General features: G+C 53.4%; 22 protein-coding genes and 3 pseudogenes. 9 read left to right on the top strand and 16 right to left on the bottom strand.

Going from position 1 to position 19,814, the window contains the following annotated elements; genetic code table 11:
• Nucleotides 1–296 precede the first annotated feature (296 nt).
• Nucleotides 297–1,133, bottom strand: coding sequence for a CvfB family protein (locus tag J3P91_RS19900; protein ID WP_434572546.1), 837 nt, complete (start codon nt 1,131–1,133; stop codon nt 297–299).
• 318 nt (nt 1,134–1,451) lie between these two features.
• Here J3P91_RS19900 and J3P91_RS19905 point away from each other — a divergent pair, with 318 nt between their 5' ends.
• The 3 genes from J3P91_RS19905 (at nt 1,452) to J3P91_RS19915 (ending at nt 3,495) form a co-directional block, all read left to right on the top strand.
• Nucleotides 1,452–1,640: a hypothetical protein gene (locus J3P91_RS19905; protein WP_018607615.1), complete on the top strand. Its 189-nt coding sequence runs from the start codon at nt 1,452–1,454 to the stop codon at nt 1,638–1,640.
• 197 nt (nt 1,641–1,837) lie between these two features.
• Entirely contained in the window at nt 1,838–2,548 is a 711-nt protein-coding gene (locus J3P91_RS19910; RefSeq protein ID WP_434601501.1) for a TorF family putative porin, read from the top strand.
• 80 nt (nt 2,549–2,628) lie between these two features.
• Nucleotides 2,629–3,495, top strand: a complete 867-nt coding sequence (locus J3P91_RS19915; protein ID WP_434601502.1) for a DUF6279 family lipoprotein — start codon at nt 2,629–2,631, stop codon at nt 3,493–3,495.
• Between the two features lie 126 nt (nt 3,496–3,621).
• On the opposite strand, the gene J3P91_RS19920 is transcribed toward J3P91_RS19915, so the two are convergent.
• Nucleotides 3,622–4,014, bottom strand: a complete 393-nt coding sequence (locus J3P91_RS19920) for a transcriptional regulator (protein ID WP_434601503.1) — start codon at nt 4,012–4,014, stop codon at nt 3,622–3,624.
• Nucleotides 4,015–4,039: 25 nt separating this feature from the next.
• On the opposite strand from J3P91_RS19920, the gene J3P91_RS19925 reads away from it, so the two are divergent.
• The 5 genes from J3P91_RS19925 (at nt 4,040) to J3P91_RS19945 (ending at nt 6,137) form a co-directional block, all read left to right on the top strand.
• Entirely contained in the window at nt 4,040–4,177 is a 138-nt protein-coding gene (locus J3P91_RS19925) for a hypothetical protein (RefSeq protein WP_434572540.1), read from the top strand.
• A 19-nt stretch (nt 4,178–4,196) separates the two neighbouring features.
• On the top strand, nt 4,197–4,928 hold the full coding sequence (locus J3P91_RS19930; RefSeq protein WP_434601504.1) for a DUF899 domain-containing protein: 732 nt from the start codon (nt 4,197–4,199) through the stop codon (nt 4,926–4,928).
• A 240-nt stretch (nt 4,929–5,168) separates the two neighbouring features.
• Nucleotides 5,169–5,441, top strand: a complete 273-nt coding sequence (locus tag J3P91_RS19935; RefSeq protein WP_434601505.1) for a hypothetical protein — start codon at nt 5,169–5,171, stop codon at nt 5,439–5,441.
• Between the two features lie 101 nt (nt 5,442–5,542).
• The gene (locus J3P91_RS19940; protein ID WP_434601506.1) at nt 5,543–5,845 is read left to right on the top strand and encodes a type II toxin-antitoxin system RelE/ParE family toxin; all 303 of its coding nucleotides are present in this window, start codon (nt 5,543–5,545) and stop codon (nt 5,843–5,845) included.
• Nucleotides 5,838–6,137, top strand: a complete 300-nt coding sequence (locus J3P91_RS19945; protein WP_434601507.1) for an addiction module antidote protein — start codon at nt 5,838–5,840, stop codon at nt 6,135–6,137. The genes J3P91_RS19940 and J3P91_RS19945 overlap by 8 nt, the downstream gene beginning before the upstream one ends.
• Before the next feature lie 558 nt (nt 6,138–6,695).
• Here J3P91_RS19945 and J3P91_RS19950 read toward each other — a convergent pair.
• The 14 genes and pseudogenes from J3P91_RS19950 to J3P91_RS20015 all read right to left on the bottom strand — a co-directional run.
• Complete coding sequence (locus J3P91_RS19950) at nt 6,696–7,016, bottom strand: colicin (protein ID WP_434601508.1); 321 nt, start codon at nt 7,014–7,016, stop codon at nt 6,696–6,698.
• Between the two features lie 79 nt (nt 7,017–7,095).
• A complete protein-coding gene (locus tag J3P91_RS19955; RefSeq protein ID WP_434601509.1) occupies nt 7,096–7,797 on the bottom strand; it encodes a transposase in 702 nt (233 codons plus the stop codon).
• Between the two features lie 198 nt (nt 7,798–7,995).
• Nucleotides 7,996–8,268, bottom strand: coding sequence for a hypothetical protein (locus J3P91_RS19960; protein ID WP_434601510.1), 273 nt, complete (start codon nt 8,266–8,268; stop codon nt 7,996–7,998).
• 131 nt (nt 8,269–8,399) lie between these two features.
• Nucleotides 8,400–8,798: a hypothetical protein gene (locus J3P91_RS19965; RefSeq protein ID WP_434601511.1), complete on the bottom strand. Its 399-nt coding sequence runs from the start codon at nt 8,796–8,798 to the stop codon at nt 8,400–8,402.
• A gap of 602 nt (nt 8,799–9,400) precedes the next feature.
• Complete coding sequence (locus tag J3P91_RS19970; RefSeq protein ID WP_434601512.1) at nt 9,401–9,784, bottom strand: hypothetical protein; 384 nt, start codon at nt 9,782–9,784, stop codon at nt 9,401–9,403.
• A gap of 773 nt (nt 9,785–10,557) precedes the next feature.
• Nucleotides 10,558–12,909, bottom strand: a pseudogene (locus J3P91_RS19975) (DUF637 domain-containing protein); the annotation flags it as partial.
• 24 nt (nt 12,910–12,933) lie between these two features.
• Nucleotides 12,934–13,335: a hypothetical protein gene (locus tag J3P91_RS19980; protein WP_434601513.1), complete on the bottom strand. Its 402-nt coding sequence runs from the start codon at nt 13,333–13,335 to the stop codon at nt 12,934–12,936.
• 18 nt (nt 13,336–13,353) lie between these two features.
• The gene (locus J3P91_RS19985; RefSeq protein ID WP_434601514.1) at nt 13,354–13,503 is read right to left on the bottom strand and encodes a deaminase domain-containing protein; all 150 of its coding nucleotides are present in this window, start codon (nt 13,501–13,503) and stop codon (nt 13,354–13,356) included.
• A 120-nt stretch (nt 13,504–13,623) separates the two neighbouring features.
• Nucleotides 13,624–14,094: a hypothetical protein gene (locus tag J3P91_RS19990; protein WP_434601515.1), complete on the bottom strand. Its 471-nt coding sequence runs from the start codon at nt 14,092–14,094 to the stop codon at nt 13,624–13,626.
• Nucleotides 14,094–14,258, bottom strand: a complete 165-nt coding sequence (locus J3P91_RS19995) for a polymorphic toxin type 24 domain-containing protein (RefSeq protein WP_434601516.1) — start codon at nt 14,256–14,258, stop codon at nt 14,094–14,096. The genes J3P91_RS19990 and J3P91_RS19995 overlap by 1 nt, the downstream gene beginning before the upstream one ends.
• Entirely contained in the window at nt 14,255–15,628 is a 1,374-nt protein-coding gene (locus J3P91_RS20000; RefSeq protein ID WP_434601517.1) for a DUF637 domain-containing protein, read from the bottom strand. The genes J3P91_RS19995 and J3P91_RS20000 overlap by 4 nt, the downstream gene beginning before the upstream one ends.
• Nucleotides 15,629–15,882: 254 nt before the next feature.
• Nucleotides 15,883–16,097 (bottom strand): annotated as a pseudogene (locus tag J3P91_RS20005) (transposase); the annotation flags it as partial.
• A 42-nt stretch (nt 16,098–16,139) separates the two neighbouring features.
• Complete coding sequence (locus J3P91_RS20010) at nt 16,140–17,012, bottom strand: hypothetical protein (protein ID WP_434601518.1); 873 nt, start codon at nt 17,010–17,012, stop codon at nt 16,140–16,142.
• Nucleotides 17,013–17,045: 33 nt separating this feature from the next.
• A pseudogene (locus J3P91_RS20015) lies at nt 17,046–19,055 on the bottom strand (hemagglutinin repeat-containing protein); the annotation flags it as partial.
• Nucleotides 19,056–19,382: 327 nt separating this feature from the next.
• Here J3P91_RS20015 and J3P91_RS20020 point away from each other — a divergent pair.
• Entirely contained in the window at nt 19,383–19,655 is a 273-nt protein-coding gene (locus J3P91_RS20020) for a hypothetical protein (RefSeq protein WP_434601519.1), read from the top strand.
• The last annotated feature ends 159 nt before the right edge of the window (nt 19,656–19,814 follow it).

The raw sequence follows: 19,814 nt of genomic DNA on the forward strand, positions 1-19,814 counted from the left end.
AAGATCCGCGACAAACCGCGGTTTGCAGAGCAAGGGAAGGCCGAGCGAGCACCGGCATGCGCCCACGAACGGGGCGCGGGTGCATGCTTAGGGTGCAATTTTTTGTATACAGCGAAGATCACCGTGGCGAGGGAGCTTGCTCCCGCTGGGGTGCGGAGCGGCCCCAAACAATGTCCTTATCGCCACGGTAGGTCAGGAAGGACGCCGGGGCCCGCTGTGCGGGCCAGCGGGAGCAAGCTCCCTCGCCACGAGATCAAGAGCCCAAAAGCCCACAGGCCACAAGCCCAGTAGTGCGATCAGGCCAACTCAATACGATCCGCATGAATGACAATCTGTCCATTCTTGTACAGCGCGCCAATGGCCTTCTTGAAGTTGCCCTTGCTCACGCCAAACAGGCTGCTGATCAGCGCCGGGTCGCTCTTGTCGCTGACCGGCAGCGTGCCGTTGTTGTCGCGCAACTTGGCGAGGATCTTCGCATTGAGGCTGGTCGCCGCTTCCTGGCCCACCGGCTGCAAGCTCAGGCTGATCTTGCCGTCCGGGCGGATTTCCTTGATGAACCCCTTCTCCTGCATGCCGGCGCGCATGAACTTGAAGATTTCGTTCTTGTGGATCAAGCCCCAATGCTTGTTGTTGATGATTGCCTTGAAGCCCATGTCAGTGGCTTCGGCAACCAGCAGATCGACTTCCTGCCCAGGCGTATAGTTGGCCGGAGTCTTGTCCAGGTAACGGTCCAGGCGCGCCGTGGCAGTGATGCGGCGGGTGTGTTTGTCGAGGTAGACGTGCACCACGCAGTATTCGCCGGCGGTCATCTGGCGTTTTTCTTCGGAGTACGGCAACAGCAGATCCTTGGGCAGGCCCCAATCCAGGAACACGCCGATGCTGTTGACCTCAACCACTTTCAGACTGGCGAACTCGCCTACCTGGACTTTCGGTTTTTCCGTGGTAGCGATCAGTTTGTCGTCGCTGTCCAGATAAATGAAAACATTGAGCCAGTCTTCATCTTCACTCGGAATATCCTTGGGGATATATCGGTTGGGCAGCAGGATTTCGCCGTCCGCGCCGCCATCCAGATATAAACCGAAGTTGGTATGTTTAACCACTTGCAAACTGTTGTAGCGCCCGACTAAAGCCATTTCCAGATACCCTCATTACGTGGGCGGCATTCTACCCGGTTTTGCCGCGTGATTCGTGGTCGCCGGTGCAGCCGTTGATTTTCCTGGGTTTTCAGCGAGAGAGCGGCCATTCGTCAGACGGCAGCGAGGGCGAATCGCCACATTTCGAGCCCGAACCACGTCAAAGGTTGTTATTTAAAACAGTGGCTTAGGGCGATAAACGTACATAAATCGGTAATATTTCCGGCCTCGCTGCGCTATATTCCGGAGGGATATTTACCAAGCAATTGTCAAGTATTTCCTGTACGATGCCTGGCCCAATTAATTATCCATAGGTTAATGGCCGTCATGCGCGTAAAAGCATCCAACAGCAAAGCAAAGCCAGCCCCAGCCGTTGAAACCAGCGAGTCGATCAACGACCAGATCGCTGCCTTCCTCAAGTCCGGCGGTGAAATCCAGCAGATTGCCAAAGGTGTCAGCGGCCAGACCTTCGGTCCGTCCAAGCAGATCAGCCTGGGCAAGAAGTAAGCCCCGTTTCACCTGGTCCCAAAGCGCTTTGAATCTCGAAGCGCTTGGACTGGAACCTTCCCCGCTCGACCCCCTTCCCACATAAATCGACGAACGGCCATCGCTGCCGGGCATTCGCCGGTATGCTTGCACCTCTCTAGCTCAAGCGTTTCAGCTTGGTTACGATTCCCTGCTCCTCGCTATTCATGGAGTGAAGCATGCGCATTCCTGTTGTCCTGCTGACGTTCAGCCTGCTCGCTTGCCCCGCATCTTATGGGCAGGTGTTCCAGCGCGAGCTCGGCGACTTCGATCTCAAACTCGGCACCACCCCCAGCCGCAGCATGGCCCAAGGCCTAGTGACGCCTTCGAGCACCGGCTCGTTCCACGGCGGCCTGGACCTGAGTCATGACAGCGGCTGGTATGTCGGCCAGTGGTCACCCAGCGCCGGCGTATCCGCCGACCTTGAGATCGATTCCTACATGGGTTTCAAACAACCCTTCGGCCAGACCCTGGGCTACGAAGTCGGCTTGATCCACTACAGCTATCCCACCGTCGATACCCTCGACAGCCAGGAATTCTACGGCGGCCTGACCCTGCTCGGCAGCCGCTTCGGCGCCGCCTTGAGCAACGATCCGGACAAACAGAACAGCACCCTGTTCGCCGACCTGGGCGGCAACGTGCCGTTCGGCATTGGCATCAGCGCCAAATACACCACCCACCAGCTCAACTCGCCGGTTTCCGTGGATAACGGCTATGTCAGCAGCTTCAGCGACTGGTCGCTGAAAATCTCCCGCCCATGGAAAGGCATCGACCTGGACCTGATCTACAGCGACTCAAGCCTCAGCGGCAGCAGTTGCTCCGCCTACTCCGGCCACAACAGCGAATGCGACAGCCTGCTGACCCTCAAGATGGCCCATCCTTTTTACTAAGCGTTACTTATTAATCGGCTGAACTGCCGCGCGCCTGCCATGCTCAAACAAAGCACCTCCGCCTTCGCAAGGACTCGCTCATGTCGCGCTGGTTAACACGCACCGCCATGTTCATCGCCCTGCTGCTGACACTCACCGCTTGCAGCCGTGTCGGCCTGGCCTACCGCAACCTCGACCTGATCATCCCTTGGACCCTCAACGATTACCTGGAGATCAACGGCGAGCAGAAAGACTGGTTCAACGACCGCCTCAAGGAACACCTGAGCTGGCATTGCACCACGCAGTTGCCCGGCTACCTGGATTGGCTCGATCGCCTCAAAACCATGGTGCAGACCGACCAGGTGACTGACGAAGCCCTGCAGCAACGCACCCGCGAAGCCAAGGCCGCGATCGCCGAAACTGCCCGGGAAATCACCCCATCGGCCACCGAACTGTTACAAGGCCTGAGCGATGACCAGGTGGCCGACATGGACGCCGCCTTCATCAAGGATCAACGCAAACGCCAGCGGGACTACCTCAAGCCGACCTTGCAACAACAGATCAAGGAACGCGCCGAGCGCATGGAAAAACGCCTGAACGACTGGATCGGCCCGCTCAACGACGCCCAGCGCCAACGCGTACAAGCCTGGTCCACCGCGCTTGGCGACCAGAATCAGCAATGGATCGCCAACCGCGCCCACTGGCAGAACCAGTTCAGCGAAGCCGTCGCCCAGCGCCACAGCCCCGAATTCCCGAAACGCATCGAGCAACTACTGGTGAACCGCGAAAGCCTGTGGACGCCCGCCTACCGCGAGGCCTACAACAAAACCGAAGCCCAGGCCCGCAGTCTGTTGGTGGACCTGATGGCACAGAGCACCCCGACGCAGCGTGAACAGCTGTTGAAAAAGATTGACGGGGTGAAGAAGGATTTCAGCGATTTGAAGTGCCTGAAAGCAGCTCGCCCATAAGCCCCACCACAAATCCCCCTGTGGGAGCGAGCCTGCTCGCGAAGGCGGCCTGACGGTCAAACGTAAGTTGCCTGTCAGATGGCTTTCGCGAGCAGGCTCGCTCCCACAGGAGAATGGGTGAATCCATCAGGCAATCTGCGCCTTCGAAGCCAGATCATCAAAAGTAAACTCATCCAGCGCATCTTCCTGCTCATCCAGCACCTGCCGCGGATGATCATTGCCCGGAATGCTGCTGTCGATCAGGCTCAACAACCGCGAGCCACGTGGCGTCAGCACAAAATTCTCGCCATTGCCGCCCTCTTCCTCCGGCCGCGGCTCGATATAACCCCGCTCCAGCAGCAGCTTTTCGTACTCTCCGGCAACCGCTTTCAGATGATCGAGGTTCTCGATGTCCTCGCCCAGAGCCGCCTTTTCCGCCGCGTGCTGCTCCGCATAGGGCCGAGGGGTAAAACTGTGGCCGGCGCCGTTTTGCACTTCGTGCAGCAACCGTTCGATCAAGTCCCAGTTATAAGTCGTCATCCTGGTCCATCCTCTAGAGAGTGAGATGCCTACTCAGTTTGTGACCGAGGCGGTGCGGCGCCGTTCAGCCGGGTTTACCGGCGGCGTCTTTCCCACGCCGACCAACGGTTTGTCGAATCCGCCGGCCGCCAAACGACTAGCCGTTGCAATCGCCGATCAATGAGTCTCTGAGGAGAAGCCCTATGAACATCGAGCACCATCAGGTCGTATCGCGGGAAGCCTGGCTCGCCGCCCGCCGCGAACACCTCGCCCACGAGAAAGCGTTCACCCGCGAACGGGACAAACTCAGCGCCGAACGCCGCGCGCTGCCCTGGGTAAAAGTCGAAAAACCCTACCGCTTCCAAGGCCCCCACGGTGAACTGAGCCTGGCCGACCTGTTCGGCGGCCGCAGCCAACTGATCATCTACCACTTCATGTTCGGCCCCGGCTGGACCGAAGGCTGCCAGGGCTGCTCGTTCCTGTCCGATCACATCGACGGCGCCAACCAGCACCTGGCCCACCACGACGTCGCCGTCGTGGCCGTCTCCCACGCCCCGTTCGCCGAATTCCAGCCGTTCAAACGGCGCATGGGCTGGGTCTTCGACTGGGTCTCATCGGCAGGCTGCGACTTCAACTACGATTTCGGCGTCAGCTTCAACGCACAAGACCGCACAGCTGGAACAGCGACCTACAACTACGAAAAAACCGACAGCGCCGAAAGCGAACTCCCAGGCCTGAGCGTCTTCTATCGCAACGAAGCCGGCGACATCTTCCACACCTACTCCACCTACGCTCGCGGCCTCGACATCCTCGTCGGCACCTACAACTACCTCGACCTCACGCCAAAGGGCCGCAACGAAGCCGAAATCATGGACTGGGTGCGCCACCACGATAAATACCAGGAAGCCAAGCCCCACAGCTGCTGCCATGGCTGAAGCGCCAGCCACCCGAAGTCGAGCACCGCCCCGTGGCGAGGGAGCTTGCTCCCGCTCGACTGCGCAGCAGTCGCCTGCTTTAAGCCGAAAGATGCCAAGCGAAACGCCCTACATGAAGCTCGGAAAACGGTGTCTTGTGGCGATGGAGAAGGTCGGCCTATAGTCCCTCGTCGCCCAATAGCGGCCGGGTTTGGCGACCCGAATCAACAGAGAGACTCATCAACCTCCGAGGCTCTTGCTATGACCAGATACATGCCCATCACTGGCGTCGACTGCACTCCCGCCACCCTGCTCATCGACACCGAAGCCCCACTCGACGTTCTCTTCGAAACCGCCGACTACCGCATCCGTTGCGTAACCCAAGTGCTGGAAAATATCGCGTTCCGCTCAGAAATCAGCTCCGATACCGTCGTGCTATCCGACTTTTGCAAGCTGTTGACGATTTCTCTACGCGATGGATGTGACGTGATGGATGTGATCGGAAGACGGTTGCGGGCGCAGGCTGCCGGATAACGAAAACGGGCGACCTTGGGGTCGCCCGTTTCACATTATGGGCTCACGCTTGCTGCTAAATATGCAGCCTTGCTTTTTCTGTATTTTATAGACTACATTTTATGAAGAAGATCGAATCCAGCAAATTCCGATCCTGGCTGAAAAAGCTTAAGGATGACACCGGTAGAGCTCGTATCACCTCACGGATCAATCGACTGATAGAGGGTTTACCCGGCGATGTCGCTCCAGTCGGCCATGGTATCAGTGAGCTACGAATTCACTATGGGCCTGGCTACAGGGTGTATTTCTACCGGCAGGGCGACATGCTGGTGATTCTGCTCTGCGGGGGTGACAAGGGCAGTCAGAGCCGCGACATTGAAACCGCCCACCAGATAATGCAGGCGTGGAGAGCACAAAATGACTGAGATTTTTACCGAATTCGACCCAGCAGAATACCTCTGCACTCCCGAGGCCATCGCGGAGTTCATAAGCGATGCCTTGGAAACCGGCGATGCAAGTTATATCGCCAAAGCGATGGGAGTCGTCGCACGAGCCAAGGGGATGACCGAGTTGGCCAGGGAAACGGGCCTGTCGCGCGAACAGCTATACCGCTCCTTTAGCGAACATGGTAATCCCACTCTGAAAACAATGCTGGCGGTCATGAAGGCACTTGGCGTCGACATGACGGCTCGGCCACACACGCATACGGGGTCGTGAAAAAAAAAGGAAAAAAGGGAAAAAAGGGGACAGATTTATTTTCCGATCAGCTTTGCCCCTACACAATCAACCAGGGCCTGATCACTCCGCTTCATCACACTGCAAAACAGATCGAGATGTGGAGCGCTCCGCTAGTCACGAGAAAAATAAATCTGCCCTCTTTCTCCTTTTTTTTATTACTCGAATTCTTTATTCTGCAATTCAGCTTTTAGAAAAAGCTGAGCACGTTCAGATAGCTCACTCCACTTATACATGTTTAGAACTACATTTTTCTTACTCGAATAAAAGTTAAATTCAATAACCCGCTTTCTCAGATGTTCCAATATCCATAAACGGCTCACTCCCACCCTTAAAATACACACACAAATATGGAAAAAAAATATTTATATCACCTACCTTCTCAAACTCTAGCTGCTTCATCATTGCACTCCACGAAAGCCGATATTTTCGCAGAAGGTGGCCAAAAAAAAAGGACCACCAAAAAAGCAAAACTGCGTTAAATAAATCCGTCCTCTTTTCTCCGGTCCCCTTTTCTCCGACAGTCCCCTTTGCACCATTTTATTCGTGCTCTCGCCTAGAGTATAAAAATCCACTAATCGGATCTAAATCTCGCTTAGCACCCTCCGCATGCACGCACTGGATATCAATTTTTTTGATCGCCTGCTCTTTCCCTCCCAGCGCATCTAAATTTGTAGCTACAACCTCTAGGCTCTCCAAATCAAAGTCTGTTGGCTGACGATCAAGATAGTATCGAATTAACACAGAACCACTTTCATGATATCCGACGGCGATGGCTCTAATATTAGGGTATATCTCGCCAAGTAGCGCAACGCGGAAGCACGCCACGAGCCAATCCGGCAATTTTTTCGCGAATAGCATCTCAGTTCCTCGCATCTGGAACAATATGGGCACCATTTTTCCCATAGTGGAAAAAAGGGGACGAAAAAAGGGGACAGATTTATTTTCCGTTCTTCCCCCTTGGCCGCCCCTGACCTCGTTGTTCTACCCGAATACCAACAATTCGCTCTACCTCATCAACGAAGCGCCCTGTCCCGGTCAACTGACCTCGCTGCAATGCATCACGGATCAATCGGACCTGCTCTGTAGGTATGGCCTCATGCACGAAAGCCTTATATCTACGACGCCGCTCCACAGTCGTAGCGCCTAGAGCAACGAAGCAGGGATCGACATCCAGCCATCCGCTGTCAGGCCCATCACCCAACCGGCTTCCGTAGCTCGACCATTGGTAATCTGCTACGTCGGCCACCATTTGAGCGCGTACAGGATTCAATTCTATGTAACGACAACAGGCAAGGAGATAAGCATCTGACTGCACGACACTGGATTTGTAACGGCTTTCCCATAGCGTACCGGAGCGCCCTTCCAGCCGATTGCGGTAACGTGTGGCACGTGCCGCTAAAGCCTTCATCATCTGCCCCAACCCAGCGATCGACTCACCCGGGGCCAGCAGCAGATGGAGATGATTGGTCATCAAACAATAGGCGTAGACCCTAACTCCAAAAGCATCCTTGAGCTCGCGCAGATCCGCCAGGTAGCGTTGATAATCCTCGGGAGCCGCAAAAACCACCTGACGGTTATGGCCGCGCTGCACGATATGGTGTGGATAATTCGGCAAAACAATACGTCCCATCCTGGGCATATTCGACCTCTCCTCCGTGGAAGCTTTCAGCGTAGCAAAGGTTCAGAAAATAAATCTGTCCCCTTTTTCCCTTCAGCTTGAGTGCAAGAGGACTACAGGATAGATATAGGAAGGGTGCAGACAGGGTGCAAAACACCGGCGCAAGGCCGGTGCCAGATCAACTCAGGTCATTTAAAATTGGCTTACTTCAGACCTTACTTATAGAGAAAGTTCCTGACGCACTTTATCGACTATTTTATCAATAATAAACTCAGGCCCGAATATAGTAAGACCTACGAATGTTTCTGACTCAATTTTAACTTTACCACCCATCAACTCAACCTCTGTGACTTCAATTTCTTGAGAGCCTCCAACCGCCCATGACTTATCAAGTCCTACAGCACCAAGCCTGACTAAAACAATGTGTAGGGCGTTACGCAACACCGCATCGTATTCATCACCCAGTACTATTGATGTAAATTCATCACTCATATTCAAAAACCTAAATCCTTCCCGCCTGAACGACTTGCAGACTCCGCAAAAAAAGGGGACAGATTTATTTTCCGATCAGCTTTGCCCCTACACAATCAACCAGGGCCTGATCACTCCGCATCACCACAGGCTCAGAAAATAAATCTGTCCCCTTTTCTCCGTGCCACTCCAGCTCCTGGCTTCAGCTGAATAAAGTTCAACCAGGCCAATAGAGCCGCTTCAAATGAGTCGATATCAAGCAATTCGAAGTAATTCTCATCGTATAGCGAATAAATTTTTACTTCGCCCTTAGATAACTCAGCTCCCCATGCATCACGACTCCAATCTGAAAAATCAATCTTAGACTCTTTAACTAATCTTATCCGATTCACACCCTCATTCAACCACGACACCACCTCTAAAGACGTTTGCCCACCATCATCGGTTAAGAGGCAGGCAAGTGGACTAACACCATCTTTGTTGACGGTACTTGAACTACAGCTCGGCGAAAAACTTCCAGCCGATCTTTCCCATGAAAAAAGCAGCTTCATTGCATGCGCCTAAAGTTTTGGATAAACGGTAGTTTTGGGGCTGATATCCCTCGACCTGCACACCACTAGGGGTCGTCCCGGTCCATTTGTTACCTACAACTGTTTTGTTCTGGAAGGCACCATCCACTTCAACTTTTATACGATCAGCGGACCAAGAAAAAATGGGGACAGAAAAAAAGGAAGAAAAAATGGGGACGGATTTATTTTCCTTCACTGCATATCAGGTTCAGGATGCGGAGCATCTGCTGGTCGCCAGAGGGAAATACGCACCGTTTTCCTCGAAAATAAATCTGTCCCCTTTTTGCGAACTTTCACGGCCGTTACCGGTCTAGTTTGACCGATTTTGCTTGGCGCTAAAGAAAAGTGGGACAAGAAAAGTGGGACGGATTTACTTTCCTTCACTGCAAATCAGGTTCAGGATGCGGAGCATCTCTGCTGGTCGCCAGAGGGAAATACCCACCATTTTCCTCGAAATAAATCCGTTCCCTTTTGCTCAGCGCTGCGCGGGTCAAAGAAAAATAAATCCGTCACCTTTCTGTACTTTTTGTACCTTTTTGTAGTCCTGACAGGTGTAAACCTATTTCAGGACCAGACAGTCCAAATCACCACCATTTCGGATAGCTTTCAAACTCCTGTAGTATTTTACTCGTTGCGCCATTAGCTAAAGCTTCTTCCCCACCGGTGTTTATCGCATTGCCAAAAACATCCCTTTTGACAGAGGACCAAAGCAATCTATTATTCTCACAGTCGACTACGAGAGAGAAGTCATTGTTTACATCCTGCATCCGAGCCACCCTTTCCCGCTTAAGCATGTCAACAAACGTATCGAGTACAGCGCACTCAATCCAGCAGCTCATTTTTATCGAAAAAGAAAACTCAAATTTTTCAACACTCAACTCTACAAAAAACCTTATCGACGGAATACGATCATCAAACTCAAGCAAACTCATCCCGACCCGAATCGGGCTATCTATTTTAATATCCATTTAGTAAGCCCCTGTATATCTCGCGTGTATGATGGCGGGTAGCTCGCCTTCTGCCCTAGGCGGTTTGAACTCTAGTTGCCACCCATCCACACTAATTCTTTCGCCATACGGCATTTTGATTTTGAAAAAAGGGGACGAAAAAAGCGAAAAAAGGGGACAGATTTATTTTCACCTGCTGCAAATCAGAGATGTGAAGCATTCCGCTAGTCACGAGAAAAATAGATCCGTCCCCTTTTTTTGTTAGTCACTGGTGTGCTAACAACCTCCTTGCTTTGCAAAATTAGACGTAGCTCATCTTGTGTATAAAAGGGGACGGATTTATTTTCCTTCACTGCAAATCAGGTTCAGGATGCGGAGCATCTCTGCTGGTCGCCAGAGGGAAATGCCCACCATTTTCCTCGAAAATAAATCTGTCCCCTTTTCTTGTCCCCTTTTCTTTTTTTCAGGCGACCAAGCTTTGCCTGGTCTACATAAATCTGTCCCTTTTTAAATTTTAAAAAAAATAGAATAATCTGGACCAAGCTCACACCTCAAACTTTCGGCTAATCGCTCCCCCTCCAATTTGAATTGTCGCTCCAAATCCTCACTCTTGAATCCGGAGTTTGGCGGGTAATCTACATCCAGTGTTTCGTTGTATATAGAGGCCCATTTTGATAGACGTAGCTGTAGTTCCTCAGATATAGGAAGCTCGCAAGGATCTATGTCTCCATACTCATCGGGAGTCATATTCCAAAGCGGATGACATTGATAGTCCGCCATGAGTTTTATATATTTCATTTAACACTACCTCTTGGATTTGCACCTACGACAAAGCCGTTGTCGCCAACAGTCACTGCAATTCGCTGCGGCTGCCCATTAATAGTTAACTCATAAATTGGGCGTCCTGTCCCAGAGCCTTGATGACCAACTAGTTTTCCTTCAGAAACAGCCTTCATTACCACGCCCGGAATTTGAGCCTCAGACACGCCCATCTGAGCGAATTGGCTACCATGCTCCTCAATAATGTGCTGCAACCCGGCTTTTGAGTTTCCAGTCTCTAAAAATATGACTTTCCCACTAGAATTGCGAGTTGTTGCAACAACATTCTCCAGAGTAAATTTCACACCATTAGCAGTTAACTCATCAAGCAAAGATTTGTTCAACGTGCCTTTTACACCTAGAGGCTCTTGGACTACCGCTTTTACCGCCCCTACTTCCCCCAAGCCTTTCGTCACGATAGCCGAGCTTCCCCCACCTATCGCCTCGCTCGCAACTCCTTTTCCAAAAACAGATCCTAAGACCTTACCGACCCACGCCATTGGCAAAGGCACGAGCGACCCGATTGCCAAGGCATCTTTTGTTGCCCTCGCGTCTCCTGCACTGATCCAGCGCTGCGTTTCTGGATCCGTCAGGTCAATGCTGCCCCCGCTGGCAACACACGAAGCGTCACCACAAGGTAGGAAGCGCGGGTTAAACGCCTCTCCATCCACCAGAACAGGCGATCGGAAACCACCCTGAGCATCCAGCACTCGACCCGAGAGACGATCACGAACCTCATCACTAACATTGGGTGTTTTGCTCCAGTCGTGATCAGGAGCAACGGGGAAAGCCGCCCAAATGTAGTTACTGGTTGACGCTCGAATATAGGCTACGAGATCCACATCGAGCTTTGCTAACTGTTGGACGTATTGGCCGTTACCCAAGTCCACCCATTTTGCCGAAGGATCGTAAATGCCATCCTTGGTGACAACCATGTCGGAGGCAGCATGAATGTCTGTGCCGTCTACAGAAGACAGACGCAGCTGTTCTTCGATTTGCTCAACGCTGTACTTTCCACCACTGCGTGCGGCCAGTTGCTCGGCGAGTTCGTGATCTGCTTTGTGCAACTGCCTGTTGTATTGCGAAGCATTCTTTGCAATCCACGCAGCCTTTTCCAGTGTGCTCGCATCGACGTTTTGTTGCGCCGTGGCGGCCAAGACCCCAACGATCTGAGAACTCATCGTCAAGAGGTTCTCATCACCCTTGACCAGATTATCCAAGACTCCGATAAGCGCCTCATTCGCTCCCGCTGCCAAGGCACCGGTCTTGAGATCCCCGCCAGTCACTTTAGCCAGTAGACCACCCACCAATGCATGTATAGCGATTTTTTGCAGAGAGCCGTCGTCAACCGCTCCTTTCGTGTAATCACCTACCGCATTGAAACTGGCTGCCGCCAAGGTGTTGAATAAGGCCGCTTTCAACGCGTCACTTGCACCGCCCTTTTGCCCGAGAGCCTTGCCCAGCAACGCTGATGTTTCGCCTTGCAGGATTTGATTTCCGGCAAACCGACCAACCCCTTCCAGACTGCGCAGGTCGACGGTGACTTTCCCCGTAATCGGATTGGTCGTTGTTTTCAGGATGCCGTCAAAAACACCAGCCGTTAAACCAGCCGTCACCCCTGAAATGGCATAGCCTTTAAGCGCATCCGAAGACGTCACATCCTTGAATACCGCCCCAAGATTCCCTCCATTGTTGATAAAACTAGTCGTCGCATTCGTCGCAGCACCCGTAGCCACCGCTGCAAGGCCTGCGGCTCCGATGGTTCCCATACTGGCAAAAGCGCTCAGTGCCGCAGGACCGACAAAGGCCGCCATAACAATCGCAATGATCAATTGCGAAGCCGGGCCAAGTCCCGAGTTCTGGTACTTGAACGACTCATGGATTTCCTTGACCAGATGCCAATCCACGTCACCTCGCGCTTCAGCCTCTTTCAGCCAGGCCAATTTCGGATCGGCCTGGACCATCGCATCAATGGCTTGGCTAACCGTTTGCTGATCGACGTGCTTGATATCAATCTTCAGCCCTTCAACCGCCTTGATGGTGATACTTCCTGCCGCCACCATCTGCGTCTGACGCAACGTCTCACCAAAAAAGGGGACGGATTTATTTCCTTCACTGCTAACCAGGTTCAGGTCCGGAACACCTCTTCTGGTCGCCAGAGAGAAATGCCCATCATTTTTCCTCGAAAATAAATCCGTCCCCTTTTTGCTGCTTTTTGCTGTCCCCTTTTTGCTATTACCAATGCTCCCGCCACTGGCGAAGCCGGACACATCGAAGGGCTGATCAATGTCAGCCTGCACTTCCCCAATAAACAACACGCTCCCTTTATCGGTCCTTTTCCGTAAACGAAATCACATGGAGACACTTAGTACCTCTATGCACTTTTGGACACCTGAAGCATCAATGACACCAGTATAGCTAGCGACTAAGCGTATATGTTCAAGCATTAGCTTCTCGTCTTCATCACTACTGCTACCCAACCCAAACTCAGGCAGCTTAGAGTACGCATCGCTGAGCTCTTCAAAGACATCATCTGTGAAAGGATCATTCCTAGCAAACTTCACCCCCCCCATTATCGCCACGAAAAATAAAGCGGTGAGGGCCTGAACCTCTACCCGGTGCGCTTTGGAATGCAAAAACGCATCCATCTCATCATAAGCGTAAGCAAAGGCCTGATAGATTGTAAGACCTTTATTATGAGTAGCTTCGCTATACGAAACCTGCATCTCATACAACATATCGGAATAACTCAAAGGACCTCCAAATAAAACTCAATCACGCGTAAATACATTCAACTGGATATTTGGATAACGCTCCCTAAATTGTAAGATCACCCCCGTACAGCTAGGACAAACTGCTTTTTCAGAGAGCAAGTTTATGCGCCCTGTTGCGCTAAATACAAAACGCCCGATGCGATGCATCGGGCGTTAGGGTGAAACAGGTGTAAGCCTATTTCAGGACTAGACAGCCGAAGCTGTTTCTGGCTGATTTTGCCAGCGACCTCTGGAAAGTCTCTAGGTGTAAGAATGCCTTTTACACCGTTAAATTACCTGAAAAAATGTAACCACCGGACCATAGTCCTGATCCGAGTTAGAAACCACCACACTAAAGTCCTTATCAGCAAATTTTTCTCTCAAAACCAACCGCCACGATAATGCAATAACCTCTGCCAACTGTTCGAACACCCTATCATCGACGTCCTCAGAACATCCTTCAAAGACATCATAAATATGCGTGTGGTTAATCATTCTTTCAGTCGCTTGCAGATCGCCATCGAATTGCTCAAGCCAAGATCCAACAACACCACCATCATACTTACTTTCTAAAAAAACCCCACCCCCATCAACAATAAAATCAGGAAAAAAAAGCTTGCACGATAGCAATACATCCTCAGGGTTGCACTTATTACTTATATAGGAAAACTCATCAATCTCGTCTTTTTTCGCCCACTCCGACTTCCAAGAGTCATAACGAACCAAGCCGATCATGGGATGAATTGTGTTAACTTTCATTATGGAATCTCGTCAGATTTAGCGGGCCTTGGTGCTAATTTTGTCGAGGGCGATTGAACTCTAATCGTCCCATCCGGCAATTTATTTCTACCGTACTCAATTACATGCGGCGTTTGCACATTCGCATGCGCGGCTCCAGTAACGTCAACTCTCTTAACAATCATCCCCGCCGAATCATACACAGCATAGCTGGTAATGTTCCTTGGTTATCCGCTCTATACACCGTTCCATTGACTGGCCCACCATCAAGTTTGAAACGTCCGCTTATCTGGACTGCGTTTTGCAGCGGACCGCCTGCGAGGTCGCTTGCATTGCGAGGCGCTGAAGGGGAATTTATTCCTTTTGCACCAGCAGTATTCTTCTCCGCATCGACCAACCCCGCAAGATTACCCCCAGCCTTTGGCGTCAGCCCATTCCCCGTCTCAAGGTACAGTTTGCCGTCCGCTGCCAACACCTCAACATTACCAGTCTTGGTGTTGATAACACGACGATAGCCCTCTGGCAGTCCCCCCGTCGCGTTGAAAGCAGCCCCTGCGGAACCGCCTTCACGATAGCCTGACGGCAACGCGGTTTTCTCTGCCGTTAAGGTCCCTCCACCGCGTACCGCCTTGGCCTCGGTGAATTTATCCAGAGCCGCCTGAACCCTAGGCGAAAGCGCCCCTTCGCCAGCACCCCGAGCGCCGCCCGAGCCGGGTATGACCAGCGCAGCCAAGCTCGTTGCGTTTTTCCATTGGTCGGTGACCTTCGCCAGGTTCGTCAGGTCGTTCAGCGCACGCTCAGTCAGGGTGTCCTTATATTGCGTGCAGAGCGTCGTCGTGCAATTGAGGTCCTTCAGGGCGGTCAGTCCGCCCTGGATCGAAGTCAGCAGGGACTTGGCAAAAGCTCCACTGACGGCCTTCTCCGACCAGTCGGTGATTTCGTTACTGATCTGTTCGTACTTTCCCCCATCCCACGTGTTTTTCTGACAAGTCTCGTTACTACCGCAGGCATTCATGTCCCCGACAAAATCACTCATGTCATGGTGATTGAGGTTGTTGTACTGGGTCGCATTGCCAGCAACAAACGAGCCTGTCTGCAGACTATTCGCATCATCACCAGCCACGGCGGCAGCGGCTACCACGCCCAGCAGTTGCGAGGACATGAGCATCAGGTGGTCGCGATACTCCGGACTCATCTGAGCCGACATCCGTCGCAACTGGTTAGCAAACGTCTCGTTCACGCCTGCCGCCATCGCACCCACAGCAAAATCGCTGCCCGATGCTTCGGCGATCATGCCGCCTACCAACGCATGGAGGGCGATCTTCTCCGGACTGCCCGTCTTCAGTTGAAGGTTGCCCACCTGGTCAAAGGAATACGCCGCCAAGGTGCTGTAGATCGTCGACTGGAGGATACCGGCCAACGTAACGTCTTGACCGAAAGCCTTGGCGATCGCAGCGGCGGATGCGTTGTTGATCAGCTGCTGACCGGCAAAATGACTGACAGCCTCGATCGATCCCAAATCGATCACCGTCTTGCCATTGACCTGTTTGGTCATGGTCATATCGCCCAGGTAATTAAAAAAGGGGACAGATTTATTTTCCGATCAGCTTTGCCCCTACACAATCAACCTGGGCCTGATCACTCCGCATCACCACAGGCTCAGAAAATAAATCCGTCCCCTTTTTTGCGCGGCAAAACAATACGTCCCATCCTGGGCATATTTGACCTCTCCTCCGTGGAAGCTTTCAGCGTAGCAAAGGTTCAGAAAATAAATCTGTCCCCTTTTATCCTGTCCCCTTTTATCCTTTCAGCGACCGACTCACCCGGGGCCAGCAGCAGATGGACATGATTGGTCATCAAACAATAGGCATAGACCCTAACTCCAAAAGCATCCTTGAGCTCGCGCAGATCCGCCAGGTAGCGTTGATAATCCTCGGGAGCCGCAAAAACCACCTGACGGTTTGGCCGCGCTGCACGATATGGTGTGGATAATTCGGCAAAACAATACGTCCCATCCTGGGCATATTTGATCTCTCCTCCATGGAAGCTTTCAGCGTAGCAAAGGCTCAGAAAATAAATCTGTCCCCTTTTTCCCCTGCCTTAGCTGCCTCTGTCCCGTAATCGCGAAGCGGATTCACATCGCCGGGATAGGTGGCACTGCTAAAGGACGAGAGGACCTTGCTTCCCTGCGTGAACTGGTACGGAGCAAACAACTGTCCTGTCGCCTGCCATCCATCCAGGAAAGATGCCGCACCTGCTGCCCCCGAGAAAGCAGGTATAGCGCAGCCCGCCCCAGTGATACAAGCCGGAGTGGAGAGTATCGCGCCACCGAACCCTGCGGCGGCCCCTATCGCACCTAATACAGCTCGGCTAGCCTGAGATGACTGTCTGACCTCCTTATCATTAACCAGCAGATCATCGTTGACCTGATCCCATTTCGAATATTCGTCAAAGGCTCCAGTTGCGAACAACGCATTTTGTGCGTCTTTGAATCCCTTGCCGTCCGCTTCAAGCGCCTGAACCGCATCATAAGCCGGATCATCCGGAGGTACCGAGGCGGCGCAATGCACCAAAGCACATGCCGCGGCTTTGAGTTCGTAAGCCTTTTCTGGCGACTCCTTCTGGAGCCTCTCGAGCGCGACGGTCTCCTTCAGGTGAAGCTGACGATTGTACTGGTCCGCCATCAGCGCAACCCAGGAGGCTTTTTCTACGTCACCACCCGCAAGCCCGGCTGCTGTCAAACCGACGAGTTGGGAAAACGCTTCCCTTAGTTCAGGCTGTGCATCAAAGGTTGAGCTGAGTACGCCGGCTAAAGCTTGGCTAGCACCTGCCGCAATGGCACCAGTTCTGAAATCGCCGCCGGTTGCTTTGGTAACCGCCCCGCCCACCAATGCATGCAGAGCAATACGACCAAGCCCCCCCTCAGTCCACATGGCCATGCCGGCGGTATCACCTACATTTTTTGCCGCCTGCTAATGATCCTGAGCATAGCCACCCACGAAATTGAAGGCTGTAGCTGCTGCGACATTTCCGGCTTGCGAAATCAAACCATCTTTGAGGTTCTGCCCGAAGCTGCCCCCACCGATGGCGGTTTTTATTACGCCTCCCGCAATGCCTTGAGCACCCGAATACAGAGCGAAACCACCAATCCCCTGAAGCGTATTCAGATCAAAGCCGTACGTAATGTTATTGAACGGCAGCGCAGTGCCACCGAATATCGGCTTAACTACGCCTTGAGTAACACCGAACGTTACACCAGCAATTGCGGCATTTTTCAGGCTGCCGGCACTAAACGTTTCCTTGAATGCGGCGCCCAAGTCGCCCTTGTTGTCGATGGTGCTGGTGACCGCTGTGGTCGCCAAACTTGTCGCAACCGCTCCCCCGGCAGTCGCCCCCACCAGCCCCAAACCGGCCGGCCCCATGATGAATGACATCAGGATGGCTATTGCAATCTTGGCGCCCGCACCGAGTCCTGAGTTGTCGTATTTGAAGCTTTCGTGAATCTCCTTTACCTGACGCCAATCGATATCGCCGCGAGCCTCGGCCTGTTTCAACCAGGCGAGATCTGGATCGGCGTCTACCATGGCGTCGATGGTCTGGCTGACACTTTGCTGATCGACTTGCTTGATATCAATGCTGATCTGGCCAGCGGCTTTAATCATCAGTCGCCCTTGAGCAACCAACTCGCTTTGGCGCAGGGTTTCATCCGTGCGCCCCGAGCCTTTGGCCTCGTACCACGCAAGGTCGCCATCACTTTTGGTGTGACTCTCATCGTGTAGATCCTTTACACCTTCAAATACGATATTGCCGCCACTGTCGAGCGTAATGTCCTTCCCACTTTGAAGCCTCGCCACCTGATACCGCTGATCCCCCCCACTGACCAACGTCAAATCCCCCCCAGCGCTGATCTCGCTCCCGATGTTCTTCACATCAGTTACTTCATCGCGCTGAGTCTTCTTGCTTCCCCAACCGCCCTTCTTTTCCATGTCATACAGCGTGTAATCGGAGTTCTGTGCGGCCAGCAGTTGCAGTTTGTTCTGCGCCACCAGATACGCTTCGTTCGCGGCGCTGATGCGGCTGGCGATCAGGGTCATGTCGTTGCCGGCGCCCAGCACTACGTCGCCGCCGGCTTTCACGGTGGTGGCGACCTGGCTGACGTGGTCTTCCTTGCGGGTGACGCTTGAGCCTTTGTTGTACGAATGCACTTCATCCGCCGCCGACGCCAGGGTCATGTCGCCGCCGGCGCTCATGTCTACGTCGCGCTTGGCTTCGAGTTCGCTGGCGATGGCTGTCAAGTTGCGACCGGCCGTGACATCCAGGTCCCGCCCTGCCGTCACTTCGGAAGCGAGCTGTTTGATCGCCGAGTCATCGTGATCGCCGTGGTCGGTGATGCGGTCGGCTTTCTGCGCCGAGACGATGTTGACGTCGCGGCCGGCTTGGAGGGTCAGGTCGTTGCCGCTGCGCACGACGCTGCCGATGGTGTTGAAGTCGCGTCCGGCGTCGATGCTCAGGTTGTTGCCGGCCTCGATCCGGGCGGCGCTGTCGGCAAAACCCATCGACCATGACCATGCGCCGTTTTTGTCGTCGTAGTTGGTCACCGTGCGTTCGTTGACCACGTCGCCCCGCGCCGTGGTGAGCGACACGTCGCGCCCGGCGATGATGCCGCCGGCCTTGTTGGTCAGGTTGTTGCCGGCCAACAGGTCGAGGCGGTTGCCGGCTTCCATCAGGCCGCTGTTGGTCAGGTCGTTGGCGGCGGTGGCCGAGAGGTTGTTGCTGGCGCGCAGGGTGCCGGCGTTGCTCAGGTCCTTGCCGGCGATCAGGGTGACGTCCTGGCCCTGGATCAGCGCGCCGTTGGCGGCCAGGCGGTTGTTGGCGTTGGCCAGGTACAGGACCGGCGTGAGGACTTGCTCGCCGTTGACCTCGACGTTTTCCATCCAGACGATGTCGTGGGTCAGGGCGGCGACTTGTTCGGAGGTGATGGCGGCTGTCTGTCTTCAGTCCCTGCCTAAAATTCCTACGCAAACCTCGGAAACCGGTGCCTTGTGGCATTGGGAGAATGAGGCCTATAGTCCCTGCGTCGTCCACATGGCGACTCGGGTTTGGCGACTCGATTGAATGAAGTGCAAAAGCTCCTGCTACATTGCAGGGGTTCTTGCACCCGCAGAACTGTTCAATGGCAGTTGTGCGCGGGAGACCTCAGGGTCTGCCGGTTCGCTTCATTCCCGGTTCGCCAACCCGCGTACAACTGCCACCCATTCGTTTGGCGACGCATGAGTGGTAGTCCTTTCAACTGAATGAAGGTGCTGCTCATGAACCGATACATGCCCATTACCGGCGTCGATTGCACTCCCGCAACTCTGCTCATCGACACCGAAGCCCCGCTCGACGTTCTCTTTGAAACCGCCGATTACCGAATCCGTACCGTGACCCAGGTGCTGGAAAATATCGCATTTCGTTCGGAGATCAGCTCCGATACGGTGGTGCTTTCTGATTTTTGCAAACTGCTGACGATATCGCTGCGCGATGGATGTGACGTGATGGATGTGATTGGAAGGCGATTGCGGGCGCAGGTAGCGGATTAATGAAGGATGGGCGACTGTAGTCGCCCGGCTTACGCTATTCTGAACTTTTCACCAAATGCGCTTTGAGTTCTCGCAGACCCGCGAGGTAGCGCTGATAATTTTCGGCCACTGGACACCATCTGACGGTTATGGTCGCGGTTGGCCACATGGTGCGGGGTT

The organism is Pseudomonas sp. Z4-7 (assembly GCF_051131965.1).
Taxonomy (GTDB): domain Bacteria; phylum Pseudomonadota; class Gammaproteobacteria; order Pseudomonadales; family Pseudomonadaceae; genus Aquipseudomonas.

Coding starts and splice junctions, on each gene's coding strand:
- J3P91_RS19900 (WP_434572546.1), bottom strand. CDS start 1,133: ATGGCTTTAGTCGGGCGCTACAACAGTTTGCAAGTGGTTAAACATACC.
- J3P91_RS19905 (WP_018607615.1), top strand. CDS start 1,452: ATGGCCGTCATGCGCGTAAAAGCATCCAACAGCAAAGCAAAGCCAGCC.
- J3P91_RS19910 (WP_434601501.1), top strand. CDS start 1,838: ATGCGCATTCCTGTTGTCCTGCTGACGTTCAGCCTGCTCGCTTGCCCC.
- J3P91_RS19915 (WP_434601502.1), top strand. CDS start 2,629: ATGTCGCGCTGGTTAACACGCACCGCCATGTTCATCGCCCTGCTGCTG.
- J3P91_RS19920 (WP_434601503.1), bottom strand. CDS start 4,014: ATGACGACTTATAACTGGGACTTGATCGAACGGTTGCTGCACGAAGTG.
- J3P91_RS19925 (WP_434572540.1), top strand. CDS start 4,040: ATGCCTACTCAGTTTGTGACCGAGGCGGTGCGGCGCCGTTCAGCCGGG.
- J3P91_RS19930 (WP_434601504.1), top strand. CDS start 4,197: ATGAACATCGAGCACCATCAGGTCGTATCGCGGGAAGCCTGGCTCGCC.
- J3P91_RS19935 (WP_434601505.1), top strand. CDS start 5,169: ATGACCAGATACATGCCCATCACTGGCGTCGACTGCACTCCCGCCACC.
- J3P91_RS19940 (WP_434601506.1), top strand. CDS start 5,543: ATGAAGAAGATCGAATCCAGCAAATTCCGATCCTGGCTGAAAAAGCTT.
- J3P91_RS19945 (WP_434601507.1), top strand. CDS start 5,838: ATGACTGAGATTTTTACCGAATTCGACCCAGCAGAATACCTCTGCACT.
- J3P91_RS19950 (WP_434601508.1), bottom strand. CDS start 7,016: ATGCTATTCGCGAAAAAATTGCCGGATTGGCTCGTGGCGTGCTTCCGC.
- J3P91_RS19955 (WP_434601509.1), bottom strand. CDS start 7,797: ATGCCCAGGATGGGACGTATTGTTTTGCCGAATTATCCACACCATATC.
- J3P91_RS19960 (WP_434601510.1), bottom strand. CDS start 8,268: ATGAGTGATGAATTTACATCAATAGTACTGGGTGATGAATACGATGCG.
- J3P91_RS19965 (WP_434601511.1), bottom strand. CDS start 8,798: ATGAAGCTGCTTTTTTCATGGGAAAGATCGGCTGGAAGTTTTTCGCCG.
- J3P91_RS19970 (WP_434601512.1), bottom strand. CDS start 9,784: ATGGATATTAAAATAGATAGCCCGATTCGGGTCGGGATGAGTTTGCTT.
- J3P91_RS19985 (WP_434601514.1), bottom strand. CDS start 13,503: ATGCATCGCATCGGGCGTTTTGTATTTAGCGCAACAGGGCGCATAAAC.
- J3P91_RS19990 (WP_434601515.1), bottom strand. CDS start 14,094: ATGAAAGTTAACACAATTCATCCCATGATCGGCTTGGTTCGTTATGAC.
- J3P91_RS19995 (WP_434601516.1), bottom strand. CDS start 14,258: ATGATTGTTAAGAGAGTTGACGTTACTGGAGCCGCGCATGCGAATGTG.
- J3P91_RS20000 (WP_434601517.1), bottom strand. CDS start 15,628: ATGACCAAACAGGTCAATGGCAAGACGGTGATCGATTTGGGATCGATC.
- J3P91_RS20010 (WP_434601518.1), bottom strand. CDS start 17,012: ATGGCCATGTGGACTGAGGGGGGGCTTGGTCGTATTGCTCTGCATGCA.
- J3P91_RS20020 (WP_434601519.1), top strand. CDS start 19,383: ATGAACCGATACATGCCCATTACCGGCGTCGATTGCACTCCCGCAACT.